The 17870-nt window shown below is 46.9% G+C and carries 19 protein-coding genes; 14 read left to right on the forward strand and 5 right to left on the reverse strand.

Going from position 1 to position 17870, the window contains the following annotated elements; translation table 11 throughout:
* Positions 1-173: 173 nt before the first annotated feature.
* The gene (gene matP / locus BZJ21_RS02885) at positions 174-623 is read left to right on the forward strand and encodes a macrodomain Ter protein MatP (protein ID WP_077460551.1); all 450 of its coding nucleotides are present in this window, start codon (positions 174-176) and stop codon (positions 621-623) included.
* Positions 624-652: 29 nt separating this feature from the next.
* Positions 653-943, forward strand: a complete 291-nt coding sequence (locus BZJ21_RS02890; protein WP_021023215.1) for a DUF3634 family protein — start codon at positions 653-655, stop codon at positions 941-943.
* A gap of 282 nt (positions 944-1225) precedes the next feature.
* Here the strand turns inward: BZJ21_RS02890 and BZJ21_RS02895 are convergent, their stop codons facing one another.
* Together BZJ21_RS02895 and BZJ21_RS02900 are read right to left on the reverse strand one after the other, a co-directional pair.
* Entirely contained in the window at positions 1226-3337 is a 2112-nt protein-coding gene (locus BZJ21_RS02895) for an ATP-binding protein (protein WP_077669087.1), read from the reverse strand.
* 5 nt (positions 3338-3342) lie between these two features.
* Entirely contained in the window at positions 3343-4533 is a 1191-nt protein-coding gene (locus BZJ21_RS02900; protein WP_077669088.1) for an FIST signal transduction protein, read from the reverse strand.
* 168 nt (positions 4534-4701) lie between these two features.
* Between BZJ21_RS02900 and BZJ21_RS02905 the strand changes: the two genes are divergently transcribed.
* Positions 4702-5238 carry a hypothetical protein gene (locus BZJ21_RS02905; RefSeq protein WP_158009949.1) on the forward strand — a complete coding sequence of 179 codons (537 nt, stop codon included), beginning with the start codon at positions 4702-4704 and terminating at the stop codon, positions 5236-5238.
* A gap of 87 nt (positions 5239-5325) precedes the next feature.
* Here BZJ21_RS02905 and BZJ21_RS02910 read toward each other — a convergent pair whose 3' ends face one another.
* Positions 5326-5745, reverse strand: a complete 420-nt coding sequence (locus BZJ21_RS02910) for a hypothetical protein (RefSeq protein ID WP_077669089.1) — start codon at positions 5743-5745, stop codon at positions 5326-5328.
* Positions 5746-6022: 277 nt separating this feature from the next.
* On the opposite strand from BZJ21_RS02910, the gene ccoN reads away from it, so the two are divergent.
* The 11 genes from ccoN to ttcA all read left to right on the forward strand — a co-directional run bounded on the left by ccoN (position 6023) and on the right by ttcA (position 16081).
* Complete coding sequence (gene ccoN, locus BZJ21_RS02915) at positions 6023-7450, forward strand: cytochrome-c oxidase, cbb3-type subunit I (protein WP_077460527.1); 1428 nt, start codon at positions 6023-6025, stop codon at positions 7448-7450.
* A gap of 13 nt (positions 7451-7463) precedes the next feature.
* Positions 7464-8075 (forward strand): cytochrome-c oxidase, cbb3-type subunit II, encoded by a 612-nt coding sequence (gene ccoO / locus BZJ21_RS02920; protein WP_077460526.1) that lies wholly within the window; start codon positions 7464-7466, stop codon positions 8073-8075.
* 12 nt (positions 8076-8087) lie between these two features.
* On the forward strand, positions 8088-8270 hold the full coding sequence (locus BZJ21_RS02925; RefSeq protein WP_077460525.1) for a cbb3-type cytochrome oxidase subunit 3: 183 nt from the start codon (positions 8088-8090) through the stop codon (positions 8268-8270).
* Entirely contained in the window at positions 8270-9250 is a 981-nt protein-coding gene (gene ccoP, locus BZJ21_RS02930) for a cytochrome-c oxidase, cbb3-type subunit III (RefSeq protein ID WP_077647425.1), read from the forward strand. The genes BZJ21_RS02925 and ccoP overlap by 1 nt, the downstream gene beginning before the upstream one ends.
* Before the next feature lie 65 nt (positions 9251-9315).
* On the forward strand, positions 9316-9801 hold the full coding sequence (locus tag BZJ21_RS02935) for a FixH family protein (RefSeq protein ID WP_077669090.1): 486 nt from the start codon (positions 9316-9318) through the stop codon (positions 9799-9801).
* A gap of 2 nt (positions 9802-9803) precedes the next feature.
* Entirely contained in the window at positions 9804-12176 is a 2373-nt protein-coding gene (locus tag BZJ21_RS02940) for a heavy metal translocating P-type ATPase (protein WP_077669091.1), read from the forward strand.
* Between the two features lie 10 nt (positions 12177-12186).
* Positions 12187-12399 carry a cbb3-type cytochrome oxidase assembly protein CcoS gene (gene ccoS / locus BZJ21_RS02945; RefSeq protein ID WP_077661177.1) on the forward strand — a complete coding sequence of 71 codons (213 nt, stop codon included), beginning with the start codon at positions 12187-12189 and terminating at the stop codon, positions 12397-12399.
* The gene (locus BZJ21_RS02950; protein WP_077576005.1) at positions 12386-13060 is read left to right on the forward strand and encodes a sulfite exporter TauE/SafE family protein; all 675 of its coding nucleotides are present in this window, start codon (positions 12386-12388) and stop codon (positions 13058-13060) included. Before ccoS ends, BZJ21_RS02950 begins: the two co-directional genes overlap by 14 nt.
* Positions 13061-13124: 64 nt before the next feature.
* Positions 13125-13874, forward strand: a complete 750-nt coding sequence (locus tag BZJ21_RS02955; protein ID WP_077460521.1) for an FNR family transcription factor — start codon at positions 13125-13127, stop codon at positions 13872-13874.
* A 148-nt stretch (positions 13875-14022) separates the two neighbouring features.
* Positions 14023-14970 carry a universal stress protein UspE gene (gene uspE, locus BZJ21_RS02960; RefSeq protein WP_021023201.1) on the forward strand — a complete coding sequence of 316 codons (948 nt, stop codon included), beginning with the start codon at positions 14023-14025 and terminating at the stop codon, positions 14968-14970.
* Positions 14971-15151: 181 nt separating this feature from the next.
* Positions 15152-16081 (forward strand): tRNA 2-thiocytidine(32) synthetase TtcA, encoded by a 930-nt coding sequence (gene ttcA, locus BZJ21_RS02965; protein ID WP_077669092.1) that lies wholly within the window; start codon positions 15152-15154, stop codon positions 16079-16081.
* A gap of 121 nt (positions 16082-16202) precedes the next feature.
* Here the strand turns inward: ttcA and BZJ21_RS02970 are convergent, their stop codons facing one another.
* Positions 16203-16853 (reverse strand): DUF2987 domain-containing protein, encoded by a 651-nt coding sequence (locus tag BZJ21_RS02970; RefSeq protein WP_077460519.1) that lies wholly within the window; start codon positions 16851-16853, stop codon positions 16203-16205.
* Positions 16854-16882: 29 nt separating this feature from the next.
* Positions 16883-17707 carry a DUF2189 domain-containing protein gene (locus tag BZJ21_RS02975; protein ID WP_077661173.1) on the reverse strand — a complete coding sequence of 275 codons (825 nt, stop codon included), beginning with the start codon at positions 17705-17707 and terminating at the stop codon, positions 16883-16885.
* Positions 17708-17870 lie beyond the last annotated feature (163 nt).

Consider the following 17870-nt stretch of genomic DNA (forward strand, 5'->3'; position numbering starts at 1 on the left):
ACTAAGATTAGAATGGTTAAAGCATAAAGGATAACACACTACGGTAATAAAATGGCGCCATAACGAAGGGATAAATAACCAACGGGTAGGGTGCGTATCTAGGTGTGTGATAATTGAACAGGCAGCGAGTTAGTGTTACGCTGTCACTCATTGGCGTGACTGAAGCTTGGCATATGAAATATCAACAACTCGAAAACCTTGAAGCAGGCTGGAAATGGGCCTATTTGGTAAAAAAATGGAAAGATGGTGACGCTGTCACAAAATACATCGACGCAGACGAGGCAAATACTGCCGTTAATGCGTTGCTGGCCCTTGAGCATGAACCCACGCGAGTTGAACAGTGGATTGACAAGCACATGGCGCCATCATTAGATAAAAAACTCAAGCAAGCCATTCGTGCCAAGCGAAAACGCCACTTTAATGCTGAACAAGAGCAAACGCGTAAAAAGTCGATCGATTTAGACTATCGCGTATGGGAAAAGCTGTCGCAAAAGGCCCATGAGCTTGATGCGACCTTGTCTGACACGATTGAATATTTATTGTCTGAGGCTAACCGCTCAGAAAGTGCCAATAAGCAAGTGGATACGCTAAAGCAAGATCTTAGCAACTTGCTGGATATGTAAAACCTTTTATCAATAAGTGAGCATGCAGTATGGGCTACTTTTTACTGATTTCTTTTGCCATATTTCTCGCATTTATGTTGATCGACCGGCCATTGCTGGTGATAGCGTTTAAGGATGGCCAATTAGTGCGTCATAAAGGCAAAGTACCGAAAGGTTTTTTACATGATTGCCAAGATATCGCGAAACGTCATCCGTTTACGGGGACAGTAAAGGTATATAGCAATCGGTTTAAGCCCGCAAAAGTCGTGCTGTCGCGCAGTATTGATCATCGTACTCAGCAACGAATTAAAAATGTGTTCCCGCATCAGTCATTCAAATAATTACAATGCACACATTGAGCATCGAGGCGATACGGCGTGAATGGCTCAAACAAGACATGACTAAATGACTCATTTACACTCCCAACATCAGTGCGCATTATATAGATTATGTTAAATACGGTACTAGATAAGGTTTCTATGTGGGGTCATGCTATCGCGCACTGCTCTTTTTGATTGCCATTGAACGTAATTAGCTATTTACCATAAAATAGCTAATTACTACTTCCTTTAATCGTCATTATTCCAACACGTTTGGTCTAATTCGATTCAACTCAGCGGTAATTAGTGATCAGAAAGCGTTAACGGCTGATGCGTGTAAAGCACCGCACTCAGACTCGCTGCTCGCACTGGTTTAGTGACAAAATCGTTCATGCCAGCCCGAACACAGCGTTGCTTGTCCTCGTCCATGGCATTGGCGGTTAAAGCAATAATGGGCTGCTTAAAGCCAGATGCGCGTAACGCTTTTGTTGCGGCAATGCCATCCATGACTGGCATCGACATATCCATTAAAACAATATCAAATTCAGTCTGCTTTACATGCTCTAGCGCTTCTTCGCCGTTTGATGCAAGCACCACAGTGTGGCCTTGCTTTTCTAACATCAAACGCACAACCATCTGATTGGCGCGGCTATCTTCAGCGACTAAAATCACCATAGGTTGCACATTGCCTGCCGGTATCGCCGGCGTTGGCTGATGTTTTTCGGCATCTTGTGGGGTCGCAACAATGGGCAAGCGAACACAAAAGTCTGTGCCCTGGCCAAGCTCACTGTCTACATCGATACGTCCACCCATCATCTCAACCAGTTTTTTACAGATGGATAAACCAAGGCCTGTTCCACCAAACCGACGAGTAATGCTGCCGTCTGCTTGGGTAAAGGGATCGAAAATTCGTCCAATCTGGCTTTCATCAATGCCAATTCCCGTGTCTTTTACCCTCAGGATCAGTACATCACCATCCGTGTTAAGTGACACTGTCACACCGCCTTGGTCGGTGAACTTTAACGCGTTGGCTATTAGGTTAAGTAAAATCTGAGTAAAGCGATTCTCATCCATATAAAGCGTATCAGGAACAGAGGGAGACACTGATGCGGATAAATGGATACGTTTTTTATCGGCACGATCAATGAGCTGTTGATAAACGTTAGTGACACAGTCACTTGGCTTCATCAACGAGGGAGAGAGGGAAAAGCGATTTGACTCAATTTTAGATAAATCAAGCACATCACTGATTAATGTCAATAGCAGTTGAGCGGATTTATCCATCTGCCCTACCCACTCTTTTTGCTCTAAGGTTAGCCGCGAATGTTGTAGTGCATCAATCAAGCCCAATACCGCATTTAGCGGCGTCCGTATTTCGTGGCTCATTACAGCAAGAAACTGTGATTTGGCATTATTGGCCAGTTCAGCCTGACGGCGCGCTTGTTGCAGCTCGACAACGCGACGCTTGGTGGCGGTAATATCTTTGGCGGTGCCGCGATAGCCTGACAATTGCCCTTTTTTATTGTAGCAAGGTCGGCCAGAGAGGCTCACCCAGTAGTCATGCGCACGAGATGCAATATGCCACTCAATGTCACTAAAAGATTCTTCGCGGGATATAAGCTGTTCAAGCCGTGCTTTTAGTTCTTTATCTGATTTTATTTTCGCCAGCAATGCCTCGGCATCAATATGGATATCTGTATTAGGCGAAGATAGATACGTGAGCTGAAACGCATTATCAAGCTCCCAAAACCAGTCACTTGCTGTTTGTGCAAAATCCTGGAAGCGTTGACGACTAGCATTAAGCTCCTGGGTTCGGCTACTGACAAGCGCATGCAAGCGGTGTCGATAGTCGATATCCATAATGGTCCGCTCGATCAATGGACGAAATCGATCGACGACCTGCTGAGCTTCGTTATTGAACGAATCACGACGATGTGAAAATAAAATCAGCATGACTTCGCTGTCATTGACCGTTAAGCCGCTGATCAGTGCTGTACCTTGAAGATAACTGGCATATTGATGGGTTAAGCAGTGAAGCTCTTTGATCATGCCTGGCTTATAAATAGCAACCGTCTCTCCTTTTACACAACGGTGAAACACGTCCCCTGTTTGCCACGTTACCGTTTCTAGCAATCGCTCCGTAGACACTAAACAGCGAAACGCATCTTCCGTTTCACGATTGCGACTCAGCGCGACCGCACTATCAAAACTCACATAGCGATGAATAACGTCGAGCAATGACGCAAAGATATCTGTCTTTGATGTGGCTTCTGTCATAGCAGAAATGGCAGACAGAATTGCATCGTTCTCTTCTCTTAGCCGTTTTTCTCTGGCCTCAACGCGGCTGAGTTCAAATAAGGTTTCTTGCAACGATTCAGAGTCTGAACGTTCAGAAGCCGATAAGCGTTTCGACATCTTGATTAATCCTTATGAAATAGCACAGCCGAGATCATTAAGTTACCGTGAGATAACTCTCCCCCTTTAAAGAGCCCTTGCTCGCCAAACGTAAAGGGGCATACAAAAGGAGCGTTATACAAGGCCGTATTGATATTATCAGCCACTTGGTCGAGGCGATCTTTTACATGCAACATGCATCCAGCGCAGTAGATCGCTAATCCACCCAGAGGCTCAGGCTGACACAATGCATGATCATTTGCTGATTCCACCACTCGACTGGCTCGCGAAATGAGTCCCTCGCTGGTTCCCGACATGAAATAGACAGTTTGGCCAACCTCAAGCTGAGAAAATAACTCCATATGACCTTGCGCATTAATAAATGTCGGATGCGACAATGTGTAGTATGGCAAACCATGTATTGTGCCGGTTTGAGTGCCTAGCGGATAAAGCGTAGATTGAGAGAAAAGCGAATCTGTAGGATCAAGAGTCAATCCAGTTTCTGACTCGTACCAGCGTTTATACACTTCGGCAGCAGGTTGATGATTTAAGCTCACCAATGCGCGACCACGCACATCCGTCACCGTCGCATGCCTTTGAGTCGGCGCATAGCCAGAATGGAACGAGTAACTGACCCGAGCTGAGGGATAAAAAACGCTGATCGCGATGCCGGACGTTGCTGTTTCCTTGTGATCGAAAATAGCCCAGTTTCCACCGACTGTTTCTGCCGCTGCCGAACCACCGATGACGGGAACAGATACGCCTAGCTCTTCTCGGATTGCCGATAAGGTTGCCTCTTCTTCACCAGGCGTGCTGTGCAACGCAATCAATTTGGGTAACTCGCCGCATCGCCCACTTTCTTCAATCGCTTGAGTCAGTGCCATACGCGCCGAGTCGCGCACATGGCGGTGTGCTTGATGGGAGACTAAGGCTGAGCCATAACTCCCTTTATCATCACTGCATGCCCAGATAGCTGCCGCAGGACCGCTGGTACATCCATTTTGGGTCATCACGCCATAACACGTAGAACAGCCGATGAGTGGTACGCCCGGAAAAAGACGATATAAGGTACGTTGAAGCGCTTGAACGTCATAATGCTCAGTAAAGTAGATCATCAAAAGCTTAGGCGTACTGATACGCGTTTTGATGGTGCGCGCCAATGCATAGGCGGCTTGTACTGCGTCATCAGCTTGAGTTCGTGCCGTTGCTATCTTCATGTCACCGTTACGTTGATAGGAATATGAGTGTATGACAGTGCTAATGATACATGTATCAAGCGATCAATTCATTGTTCTCGGTGGCTGAAATAGATTCTAAACTGACGTATCCTATACGCCCTTTATATCAATTGAGCGTTGAACATGGATTGTCGACCCGTTGCGCTATTGGGTGGCGCGAGCACTTTAGGCGCCACGATTGCTTATCAACTTGCCGCTCAAGGCTATACCCCCATTATTATCGATCACAATCAGGCCTCTGCACTTGATATCGTTGCTCATGAACCTAGAGTTCGATTTAAATCAGTTCCGGCGCTTACCGTCGACGCTCTTACCGCTGCCTTATCGCAAAGTGTATCTCAACTTGCACCGCTAACTGGCGTAGTTCAGGTTGCCAAAGACGGTGAACGGTACATGCGACTGTTGGGGTATCCAGTTTTAGATCAATTTTGTCAAGCTGACGCGGCTTGTGTCATGATTTCTCCACATGGGGGGCTAATAAAGCCCCGTCTCGATGACATACCGGACACAAATTTCTTGCAACGGATTAACAGTGTCACTTTCTGGTTGGATCACAATTTTAACAGTGGTGATGAAACATTATCAGTGCGTGAAAAGTGCGAAGTTTTATCACCACTGGTTTGCTTTCTTTTAGGGGAAGAATCAAAACGCATTAATAATCAAGTTTTTAGCGTTAAACTGTAACTGTGTAAATATAAAAACCACCATAAATAAGCATTTTCTTTAGTAATAAAGCACTGCATCGATAAATACGATATAAACCGCACTTATTTATCCTTTTTCTGGGTAATTAAATTTAAATTGATACCGATCAAAGACAACGTTAAATATACCCATATCGGTAGGGAGATCGTGACGAGACCATTGCCAATTAGTCCGGTATCCTTCCCCTTCTTGAACCTGTTTTATGCTTAGCTCAGGTGATTGCTTCCCCTTTTGATCCCAGTACGCGGAGTGAGGTTTACTCTCTGAAACTAAAGAAAAATATATAGTGTCATTCTTCCTTATCCATTCATACGCGACTTTTTCTTGAGATTGTGATGTGCCACAAAAACCAGTCGCATCCTTACAATCTATAATTGTCAGTCCTGGCGTATAAATGACTGTGCGCCAAAAGAAGGCGATCACTAAAAGTGTAAGCATAACGATAATTTGCGCTAATCGCCCGCGAGTGAGTTTTTCTGCTGCCATGTGTGGCTTTCTCCATGTTACAGAGGTCAAAGTTTTATCAGAAAGGGAGGTAAGCCTCACGAAGTGTGTGGGTTAGCCCCTGTTTTTTAACCAGTATCTACAGTATGATTCTGGTCGAAAATGCCATTTTTACAAAGAAATAGCAACGGAGTGTATAAAGCGGTTAAAATCCGTACGCAGCCGAGCGATTTAGTAAAAAAGGTATGTTAATAGACGAAGCGGAGGCTTCGTCCGTATCAAACGTGAGTGTAGTTAACCAAAAGTGGAAGCATGCAATATGAGCCAAGTTAAGCAGCTTGAACAAGACTACAACTACCGCGTTGTCCGCCAATTTACTCTAACAACCATTTTGTGGGGTATTGTGGGCATGGCGGTAGGTGTACTTATTGCCGCTCAGTTAGTGTGGCCTGCACTGAACTTTGATGTTCCGTATTTGACGTACAGCCGTTTGCGTCCACTGCATACTAACGCAGTGATTTTCGCATTCGGTACCAGTGCGCTGTTTGCAACGTCGTATTATGTTGCACAACGTACTTGTCAAACACGGTTATTCGGAGGGAAGTTAGCAGAGTTCACCTTCTGGGGTTGGCAAGCCATTATCCTTTCAGCAGCTATCTCGTTGCCAATGGGATACACCACCTCCAAAGAGTACGCTGAACTAGAGTGGCCAATCGATATCGCCATTGCGGTGGTATGGGTGGCATACGCTATCGTGTTCTTTGGCACATTAATTAAGCGTAAAACCTCGCATATTTACGTTGCGAACTGGTTCTTCGGTGCCTTTATTCTGACCATTGCTGTCTTGCATATCGTTAACAGCATGGCAATCCCAGTTTCACCGATGAAGTCTTACTCCATTTATGCCGGTGCAGTCGATGCAATGGTACAGTGGTGGTATGGACATAATGCGGTCGGGTTTCTATTGACAGCTGGCTTCCTGGGTATGATGTATTATTTCGTTCCCAAGCAAGCCGGTCGTCCTGTTTATTCCTACCGTTTGTCTATTGTCCACTTCTGGGCGCTCATCTCACTGTATATCTGGGCGGGACCTCACCACCTTCATTATACGGCTTTGCCTGACTGGACTCAGTCGCTGGGTATGGTGATGTCGCTGATCTTATTTGCGCCTTCTTGGGGCGGTATGATTAACGGTATTATGACCCTCTCTGGCGCATGGCATAAACTACGTTATGACCCGATTCTGCGTTTCTTAATCGTGTCTCTGTCCTTCTATGGTATGTCGACATTTGAAGGGCCGATGATGTCAATCAAAACGGTGAATGCGCTATCGCACTATACCGATTGGACGATTGGCCACGTGCACTCTGGTGCGCTCGGCTGGGTTGCGATGGTGTCAATCGGCTCTATCTACCACTTGATTCCAAAACTGTTTGGTCAAGAGCGTATGTACTCCGTTTCACTGGTAAACGTACACTTCTGGCTAGCCACCATTGGTACCGTACTTTACATCGTCGCGATGTGGATTTCTGGTGTCATGCAAGGCTTGATGTGGCGCGCAGTGAATACAGATGGCACATTGACGTACAGCTTTGTGGAGTCATTAGAAGCCTCCTACCCGTTCTATTTTGTCCGCTTTATCGGTGGTGCAATTTTCCTATCAGGCATGTTCTTGATGGCTTACAACGCATATAAAACGATTCGTGCGCCGGAAGCTAGCTTGAAATCGCTTGAGCCTGCGGTGTAAGGAGGACGATTAAATGAGTTCAAATCGCCACGAGATAGTAGAAAAAAACACAGGCTTGCTCGCGATCTTAATCATTGTCGCCATTAGTTTTGGCGCCTTAGTGGAAATCACACCACTGATTTATCAAGAGCAAACCACTGAACCGGTTGATAACCTTCGTCCGTATACAGCCTTAGAGATGGAAGGACGTGATATTTACATCCGTGAAGGCTGTAATGTTTGTCACAGCCAAATGGTTCGTCCATTCCGGGCCGAAACTGAGCGCTATGGTCACTACGGCGTTGCAGGTGAAAGCGTGTGGGAGCATCCATTCTTATGGGGTTCTAAACGTACAGGTCCTGATCTCTCCCGTGTTGGGGATCGGTATTCTGACGAATGGCACCGCGTTCACTTGATTAACCCACGTGACGTCGTGCCTGAATCGAATATGCCTGGTTTCCCATGGCTAGCAGAAAATACGCTAGACGGAGAGACAACGGCTGCGAAGCTTGAAGTGTTCCGCGATCAATTTGGTGTGCCATACACCGATGAAGATATTAAGAACGCAGAAGCCGCGGTTAAAGGCAAAACGGAGATAGAAGCGTTGATTGCTTATCTTCAGTCACTAGGTCACGCAATGAAGTAATAAGGAGGGCCTATGGATATCGGCACCTTTCATAGTATTTGGACCGTGGTCCTATTTGTTAGCTTCATTGGGATCGTTGTTTGGGCTTATAGCAAACGTCGCAAAAAACACTTTGATGAAGCGGCTAACCTGATTTTCGACGAAGAAGAAAAGGGTCAGGATAAGCCCAATAACAAGACAGGAGATAATCGCTAATGAGTACGTTTTGGAGTATCTTCGTAACAGTCATCGTACTCGGCACGATTGCTGGCTGTGCTGCCCTTATCATTTGGACGACCAAAGATAAAATGGGCGTCGCAGAGGGCGATGACATGGGTCACGACTACGATGGTATTCGTGAGCTGAATAACCCACTTCCCAAGTGGTGGTCATACATGTTTTGGGCCACATTGGTATTTGGTTTGGGGTACCTCATCCTTTACCCGGGGTTAGGTAACTTTGCTGGTGTATTAGGTTGGAAGAGCTCTTACCAAAATGTTAGCAACGTTGATGAATCACGCGAGTTAATGGCGAAGGCACAAGAAGCTCAGCACATTAACCAATACGCGATGGAACTCGACGCTGCAGACAAAGTGTTTGGTGAGGCATTCCGTCAACTCGCTTATCAAGAAGATGGCAAGTCACTGCGTCCGATAACACAAATTGCGCGCAATGAAGAAGCCTTAAAGGTTGGCCAACGTTTGTTTAGCCAAAACTGTGCTGCTTGCCATGGGTCGGATGCACGAGGTCAAGCCGGCTTCCCTAACCTAACGGACGATGCTTGGCTATACGGTGGTGAACCTGAAACCATCAAAGCCACTTTGCTCCACGGCCGAAAAGGCAATATGCCAGCTTGGCTAGATACCATGGGTGAAGAGGGTGTCCAAGAAGTTGCCGCTTACGCGTTAAGTTTGTCAGGCCGTAAAGTCGACCCGCAAATGGCTGCAAAAGGTAAAACCCGATTTGTGGTATGTGCCGCTTGTCATGGAACAGATGGTAAAGGTAACCCTGCTTTCGGTGCGCCGGACTTAACCGACAACATCTGGCTATACGGTGGCTCACGTCGAGCGGTGGAACAAACCATTCGTGGTGGCCGTCAAGGTGTTATGCCCGCATGGGAAGCGCATCTTGGCGAAGAAAAAATTCAGATACTCTCTGCCTATGTATGGCGTTTGAGTAATCCTGAAGTAGAATAGAGACTTACGTATAAACTGGCCCCTGCTTGCAGGGGCTTCCTAATGCTCATCCCAAGGAGCTTCAGATGATACCCCCCTGGTACAAGCAGTTTTGGCCTTGGTTCCTTATCGCCCTACCAGCGACTGTCGTCGTCGCGAGTCTATCTACCTTTGCGTTATTTCAAAAAAATGCGGTTTCTCTTGTTGCGGAAGACTATTACAAGAAAGGAAAAGCCATTAACCTTGATTTATCGAAGTTGAAAGTCGCAGACCAACTTGGTATTTCAGCGCAACTGTCAGCGACTGAAGACGCAATTGCCATCGCACTTGATAAAGGGCAACTTGATACATTTCCGACGCTGAAAGTTCACATACAACATCGTACCTTAGAGCGTAAGGACGTGAATGTCATGGTAAACCCAAATCAAGCTGGGATTTATCATATCGATTTGGCCGAGCCTATGTCCGGCCCTTGGTTTATAGAACTGGCGTCGTTTGACAAACAGTGGAAGGTCAACGGTCGTATTAATTTCCCTCTCTCGAATACTCTGACGTTAAGCGGTAAACAATAACCATGACTACTCCCTGTTATCACTGTGGTGATCCTGTTTTAACAGGCGACACCTTCCAAGTCGTGATCTTCGATAAACCTCGCCTTATGTGTTGCCCTGGCTGCCAGGCTGTGGCAACCACTATCGTAGACAGTGGTTTGAGCTCTTATTATCAGTATCGTACCGAGAACGCAGATAAAGCAGAGTTGGTGCCAGAAGAGCTTAAATCACTGACTTTGTATGATAACCAAGATATACAACAAGAGTTTGTTCGTGATGTTGCCGATCAAAAAGAAGTCCCCCTTTCATTAGATGGCGTTTCTTGCGCGGCCTGTGCATGGCTGATTGAAAAACAATTGCAGAGAACCAAGGGGGTTACCCATATTCAAGTTAACACCACCACCAACCGTGCCCTGGTTCGTTGGGATGATAGCGAAACATCACTGAGCACAATACTCACACGCATTCATCATCTTGGGTATAAAGCTGCCCCTTTTGAAGCGGATAAGCAAGAGCAGCAATACCATCGTAATATGAAACAATATCTCTATCGGTTAGGGATTGCTGGCCTCGCGACAATGCAGGTGATGATGTTAGCGGTGGCAATGTATTTCGAAGTGTTTGGCGATATGGATGAAACCTTTCGCAACTACTTCCGCTGGATTAGTCTTATTTTTGCCACCCCTGTTCTACTTTATTCCGCCTTACCTTTTTACACAAATGCATGGCGTAATCTAAAAGCCAGAACGCTCGGTATGGATGTCCCCGTTTCGATTGCCCTACTCTTTGCCTATTTCTCGAGCTTATACGCAACGGTAACAGGTAAAGGTGAGGTCTTTTTTGAATCGGTGGCAATGTTCACCTTCTTCTTATTGTTGGGGCGCTTTTTAGAAATGCGCGCCAGGCGTACAGCGGCAGCAGCCAGTGCCAATTTATTGAAATTGGTGCCGAAGATGGCACGTCACCTTACGGGTGAAACCGTTCCGGCCAACAGCTTAAAGGTCGATGATCACGTTCGGGTGTTACCGGGAGAGCCTTTTCCCGCCGATGGGCGAATCCTGTCAGGCAAAACATCAGTAGACGAATCCATGTTGACCGGAGAGTCGTTGCCACAAACCAAACAAAGCGGTGATACCGTGTATGCCGGCACCATGAATGTTGAGGGCAATGTTGACATCACCGTCATTAATAACCATAAAGAATCGCTCGTCGCGCACATTGTTCGCCTACAAGATGAAGCACAGATGGCAAAGCCTAAAGTCGCTGTTTTGGCGGACCAAATTGCGCGTTATTTTGTCGCTGCTATTCTTATTATTTCTGCATCGACGTGGCTCTATTGGCACTTTTCTCGACCTGATGATGCTTTTTGGATCATGCTGTCGGTGCTCGTTGCAACCTGCCCCTGTGCGCTGTCGTTAGCGACACCTACCGCGTTGACCTGCTCGACGTCAACATTTGGTCAACTCGGCATTATGTTGCGTCGAGGACATGTCTTAGAAACGTTAACCAAAGTGAACCGATTAGTGGTCGATAAAACCGGCACATTAACCGAAGGCACCGTGCAAATCAGTACGATTGAGATCAACAGCGACACGTTGACAGAGCAACAGGTGATCAATATTGCCGCTAGCCTGGAAGCGTTCGCCAATCACCCGATAGCGAACGCATTTCAGGCTCGGGCCACGGAAAAAGTCAACGTCGGCGCTGCCGATAATCATATCGGGCAAGGCGTGAGTGGCACTATCGATGGCCAATATTGGCGCATTGGTAAAGCCAGTTTCGCGTTATCAGACGGGGCTGAAAGCTACCAATCGTATCCGGTCATACTCAGCTGCGATAACAAACCGGTCGCGGCATTCTCGCTTATCGACCCCATCCGGCCCAGTAGTGCCAGATTACTTGCCGCGTTCAAGGACGCGGGCATCCAAACGACAATGTTAACCGGCGATCAGTCACGCAATGTCAAACAAGTCGCTGATGAGCTCGGTATAGACTCTGTTGTTTCTGGCGTGTCTCCTCAAGGCAAACTATCATATCTTCAAAGCCTTGATAGTCGTACAATTACCTTGATGATCGGCGATGGTGTAAATGATGCGCCCGTTTTAGCGGGTGCTCATTTATCCGTTGCCATGGGAGGCGGAACCGATATCGCGAAGTCATCCGCCGATATGGTACTTCTTGGTGATGATTTAGAAAAACTGCTAACTGCAAGACGTCTTGCTCAACAAACGCGACGGATCATTCGAGAAAACTTAGCCTGGGCATTGGGCTACAACGTGACCATTTTGCCTTTGGCTGTCATGGGCTTTGTCGCGCCATATGTTGCTGTGGTCGGAATGTCTGCTAGCTCCATTATTGTGGTGTCTAACTCGCTGCGCCTGCTCAATAAAAAATAAGGATAGCGTTATGGCTAGTTTGTACATCTTGATTCCGATTGCGATCATGCTGGTGTGTGTCGCCGGCGTCGTCTTTATTTGGGCGGTAAAATCCGATCAGTTTGAAGATCTTGAGCGTCAAGGCTCTTCTATTCTTTTCGATGAAGAAGAACCAGAGAAAAAGCCCACTCCTCAGTCAAATGACGCTGATAACACTGACTCTTCACATCATGACAAACGTTGATTTTATCGGTGCATTAGGGATTGGCTTGCTCGGCGCTGGCCACTGCCTCGGTATGTGTGGCGGTGTCGCAGCGGCCATGTCCTTCGGGGTGCCTGCTGAGCGTGCCAAATGGCCCTATATTCTTTTGTACAATTTAGGCCGGATAACCTCTTATATCGTAGCGGGCACACTCATTGGGGGCGCAGTTGCCTCGTTGCTCGCGCTCTCTGACCTCACTCACCACCTTGCCGTATTGCGACTTTTTGCCGCAGTAATGATGCTATTGCTGGCCGCTTATATGGCGCAATTATGGAATGGTCTGAGTTATATTGAGCGTATCGGTAGCAAGCTCTGGCGCTATATTTCGCCTCTTTCTTCTAAGTTGATGCCGTTGCGCTCTCCCCTCTATGCCTACCCTTTTGGTGTGGTGTGGGGCTGGTTACCCTGTGGCCTTGTCTATTCAGCACTCAGTTGGGCTGCCGTTGCGGGAAGTGCGTCTGGCGGCGGATTAGTTATGCTAGGGTTTGGGCTCGGAACGCTACCGGCAATGTTAACGGTTGGCGCGTTTGCAGAACGAATTAAACCAATACTGAATAATCGTCTAGTACGCTTGACATGTGCCATAATGTTGGCAGTTTATGGCCTCTACACCTTACAAGGTGCATTGAAACTCCTTATATAAGGTCGACCTAGCACACGATAATGGTGTAATATGTTAATTGACGTTTTCAAAATCAGGCAGGTGTATGGTGTCGAATAAGATCATCACTCGGCGGGTTCAGTCTGGTGGCTGTGCGATCCATTGTCAGGATTGTAGTATAAGCCAGCTTTGCATTCCCTTTACGTTAAATGAGCAAGAGTTGGATCAACTGGATAGCATCATTGAGCGCAAAAAACCTATTCAGAAAGGCCAAGAATTGTTCAAAGCCGGTGATAATCTTCGAGCGCTCTATGCGATACGCTCAGGAACGGTTAAAACCTATACCATCACTGAACAAGGTGATGAGCAAATTACGGCTTTCCATCTCGCAGGCGATTTAGTTGGCTTTGATGCCATTAACGATAATGAGCATCCAAGTTTTGCTCAGGCGTTAGAAACATCGATGATTTGCGAAATCCCCTACGATACGCTCGACGATTTATCTGGCAAGATGCCAAAGCTTCGTCAGCAAATCATGCGACTAATGAGCAACGAGATAAAAGGTGATCAAGACATGATCTTGCTTTTATCGAAGAAAACAGCAGAAGAGCGTTTAGCCGCTTTCCTGTATAGCCTTTCAAAACGCTTTGCACAACGTGGGTTTTCACCGCGTGAGTTTCGACTAACCATGACTCGTGGTGACATTGGTAACTATCTGGGTCTAACGGTGGAAACCATTAGTCGTCTATTAGGCCGTTTCCAAAAATCAGAGATTCTCGCGGTAAAGGGTAAATACATTACAGTGTTAGACTTAGAAGAGCTGGCACGCCTTGCTGACGAAGAGTGTTTGGTTTAAGCCTACTTTGGGTAAATAAGTTGTTAATAAATGGCGCTTTAATGCGCCATTTCTCTTTTTTGCTATCGGAACCATGAATTATTTCGCGCTACCCGGTCAACTAGGTTAAAGTGACAGTAACCGATGCATCTGTGCAAAGGAGGCAGATATGTCCAGGTACAGCAACCTTCTCGTCGTTATTGATCCTTCCCAAGAACAACAACCCGCGTTATCACGTGCGGTCACGCTCAGCCAACGAAGTGATTCTGCGGTTAAGCTTACGCTCTTTCTCGCCATTTACGACTTTTCTTATGAAATGACCTCGATGCTTTCGTCTGATGAACGACAAGCCATGCGTCAAGGAGTCATGCACCAGCGTGAAGAATGGATGAATGAGATCATTCAGTCCCACAATGCACAAGACTGTGAGATTGAAAAAGTCGTCGTTTGGCACAACCGTCCTTACGAAGCGATTGTCGAGCGCGTACTCAGTCATCAGCATGATCTTGTCGTCAAAGCGACGCACAAGCACGACACGCTAGGTTCAGTGATTTTTACCCCAACGGACTGGCACTTACTCCGTAAATGTCCCAGCTCTGTGTTATTGGTAAAAGAGCATGGTTGGCCGGATAAAGGTAAAATTGTCGCGTCCGTTCACGTGGCTTCAGAAACAGAAACCCACGCCGAACTCAACGACAAATTAGTCGATGAAGGCAACGTGATGAGTGCGATGCTGGGCGCTGAGCTACACCTTGCGAACGCCTACCCAGCAACACCGGTGAATATTACTATTGAGCTACCTGACTTTGATCCTAGTGCTTATACCGATGCCGTCAGAGGCCACCATCTCACCGCCATGAAGGCACTGCGTCAGCGCCATCACATCGAAGAGACGCGAACCCATGTTCAAGAAGGCTTGCCAGAGGATGTCATTCCTAATATCGCACGAGAGTTAGATGCAGAGTTGGTGATCCTAGGAACAACTGGCCGCACTGGACTATCGGCTGTCTTTATCGGCAACACAGCAGAGCATATGATTGATCAGCTCGACTGCGATCTGCTTGCGATCAAGCCTGATGGATATATCAGCCCGCTCGATCCCCGAGCCAACGACTAAGTCATTGTCACCCGCCCATACAACAGGCAGTGCAGCTCACCGCCTGTTGTTGGCTGTCTTGTTTATATTCATCCCGCCTTTATAGTGACTAGCATTTATAGTCAAAATCCGTATCATACCCGCCATTCATGCACACTGGCAGCTTAATGCGTTTAGACTGCCTGACAACGCGATAGTACTTATGAGCACGCAAGAGCTGAGCAAAGCACAAAAATACGGGTTTAATAAACTGCAAAAGCGCATTCGCCGGAATACAGGTCAAGCCATTGCAGATTTTAATATGATTGAAGATGGCGACCGCATTATGGTTTGCCTTTCAGGCGGGAAAGACAGCTACACCCTGCTTGATATGTTGCAAAGTCTGCAAAAAAGTGCCCCTGTCTCGTTCGAGTTAATCGCCGTTAACTTGGATCAAAAACAGCCCGGCTTCCCTGAGCACATTCTCCCCGAGTATTTAGACGAATTAGGGGTCGAATATAAGATTATCGAAGAAGATACCTACTCGATTGTTAAAGAAAAAGTGCCAGAAGGAAAAACCACGTGCTCACTGTGCTCGCGTCTGCGTCGTGGCATTCTATACCGCACGGCGAAAGAGTTAGGCGCTACCAAAATAGCGCTTGGACACCATCGTGATGATATTCTGGAAACGTTGTTTTTAAATATGTTTTACGGTGGCAAACTAAAAGGCATGCCGCCCAAGCTCGTCTCCGATAATGGCGAACACGTTGTGATTCGTCCACTGGCCTATTGTCGCGAAAAAGATATAGAACGTTATTCAGAGCAGAAAGCGTTCCCTATCATTCCTTGTAACCTGTGCGGATCTCAGCCTAACTTGCAACGCCAAGTGATCAAAGACATGTTACAGGGCTGGGACAAACGTTACCCGGGACGCATTGAAACCATGTTCCGCGCGATGCAAAACGTGGTGCCCTCACACCTTGCCGATGCGACATTATTCGACTTTAAATCAGTCGTAGCAGGCATGGCTTATGAAGGTGATGGCGATACCGCATTTGATAAGGAAAGCTTTACTGACCCGGCGCCTGACTCAGAAGCGGTCGTTGAAGTAGACCCTGAATTATCACTCGATATTGTCAATCTCAAGGCATAAGATCACAGTGTGATCACTAAATTACAAAAGCGCTCACTGGTCTAGTGAGCGCTTTTTTCTTTCCCTAATCGTTCGAATTTAACCGCTCTTAGCGTTAACAACCTCTAAGATCAGCAAGCAGTTAACCGTTTTTCGGGAGCCAAGGCGATACTTTAATGGGTGCCTCAGGCAGAGTTAATTTAACCTCTTGCCCAAGGCCGCTAGCATCAATGATAGCTTGATGATCATCAATGGTATAATCCTGCCCTTCACTGCTGGTTATTTTCCCTGTCGCCGAGGGCGAAAAATGGATCACCACCCCCTGCGTTTTAGGCATAAACCAAGAGGCAAACATCCCACCCAGGTTTTCCATCATGGTATCCATTTGTGGTAGCCAGTCGCGAACTTGTTGGCTGGTTAGCGTCTTTCCGACCGGCTTATCCACCAACACTTGGAATGAAATATCACAATTTAGCGTTGACGGTGTTTCAACAAAGACATCGGGATTCACTTTACGCAGCTGGTTATCCAACGGCAACGGCAACGCTTGCGAGGCAGGAATGGTAAATTCCTCATAATGCTCTTTTTTTCGCATCCAAGCTCGTGAGATGGGACAGACCTGACCAGAATCCGCTGATACCATAAAGTACGCCACACCGATATCAGGGTGACCCTCTTCGGTATTGTGCTTTAGTTGGGTAAAGAGTTTGCTATAACTAAAACGGTATGTCTCGGCACTTGCAGGGAAACTGATCATCCCCAATAGCGCCAATACACTGATTACTTTTTTCATCGATACTCCACATACGGGCTTAGCGTGGTTCAGGCATCAAATGTATCCTGGCCTGACGAGGGTGATGACGCGTTTGATTTGTCGGGATTATTCTCGCTTTTTGGTGACACGGTCACTTCGACCCCTACGCCAAACATTTCTCGGTAAATCACGCCTTTAACATTGAAAAGGAAGGGTAACGCCCAAACCAATGCAAAGCCAGCCGTGGCAAAAGAAATGAGAAATAGCACACCCACCACCGCATAAATGGTTGCCATCTGAAACAGCTTTTTGTTTACCGCGCGGAAAGACACACTCAAAGCTTTCATGGGTGTGACACGCTTCTCGCAAATTAATAACGGCGCCATGGAAAAAACCATCGCAACATAAAGGCTAAGCAGCGGAAAAATCAAACTCGCGACACTTTGCAGCGTAGCGGACAAACAAATCACCACAGTGACGGGTAATGCGAAAGCTAACCCTTTTAGCAGATGACGAGGCTTGGAACGAAAGCCGATCGCATGGCTAAGTCCCATCAAACTTGCCCCAGCATATAAAGGTGCAATCAACACCTCTGACGTGAAGTTAGCTAGCCACACGGAGGAGATCATATCGGTGGTAAGCTCTCGTTGCCCGACAAGCGCCTCAAACAAATGCGAGGGTGCGCCCAGCAACAAAGTAAGCATTAGCATTAGAATACCAATTTGAGTCGCAAATAAGCCCAGCGCCGCGGGTAAGAAAGACCAGAAGTGTTTTAAGGTCTGCGAGAAAGCCTCTTTAATGATCTCAAACGGATCGAGGCGGTAACGGCCATTCAGTGCGGTTTCTATCGACCCGCCCATGTGTATCGCATTATCGTATTCTTGTTGACTCATAATCGTTATCTATCATGACTGATGCACACAGTATATCTGACTGTCGCCCATAGCTAAAAATCATTCTGACGGATCCGGGAAAAATAACCCAAAGTTGTCTGTGTGAGCACTGAAAAGCGTCAAGGATGCTATCCACGCCAGTCATGAAAGGAAATGCACTAAA

It is taken from the genome of Salinivibrio costicola subsp. alcaliphilus (assembly GCF_001996185.1).
GTDB classification, from domain to species: Bacteria; Pseudomonadota; Gammaproteobacteria; order Enterobacterales; family Vibrionaceae; genus Salinivibrio; species Salinivibrio costicola.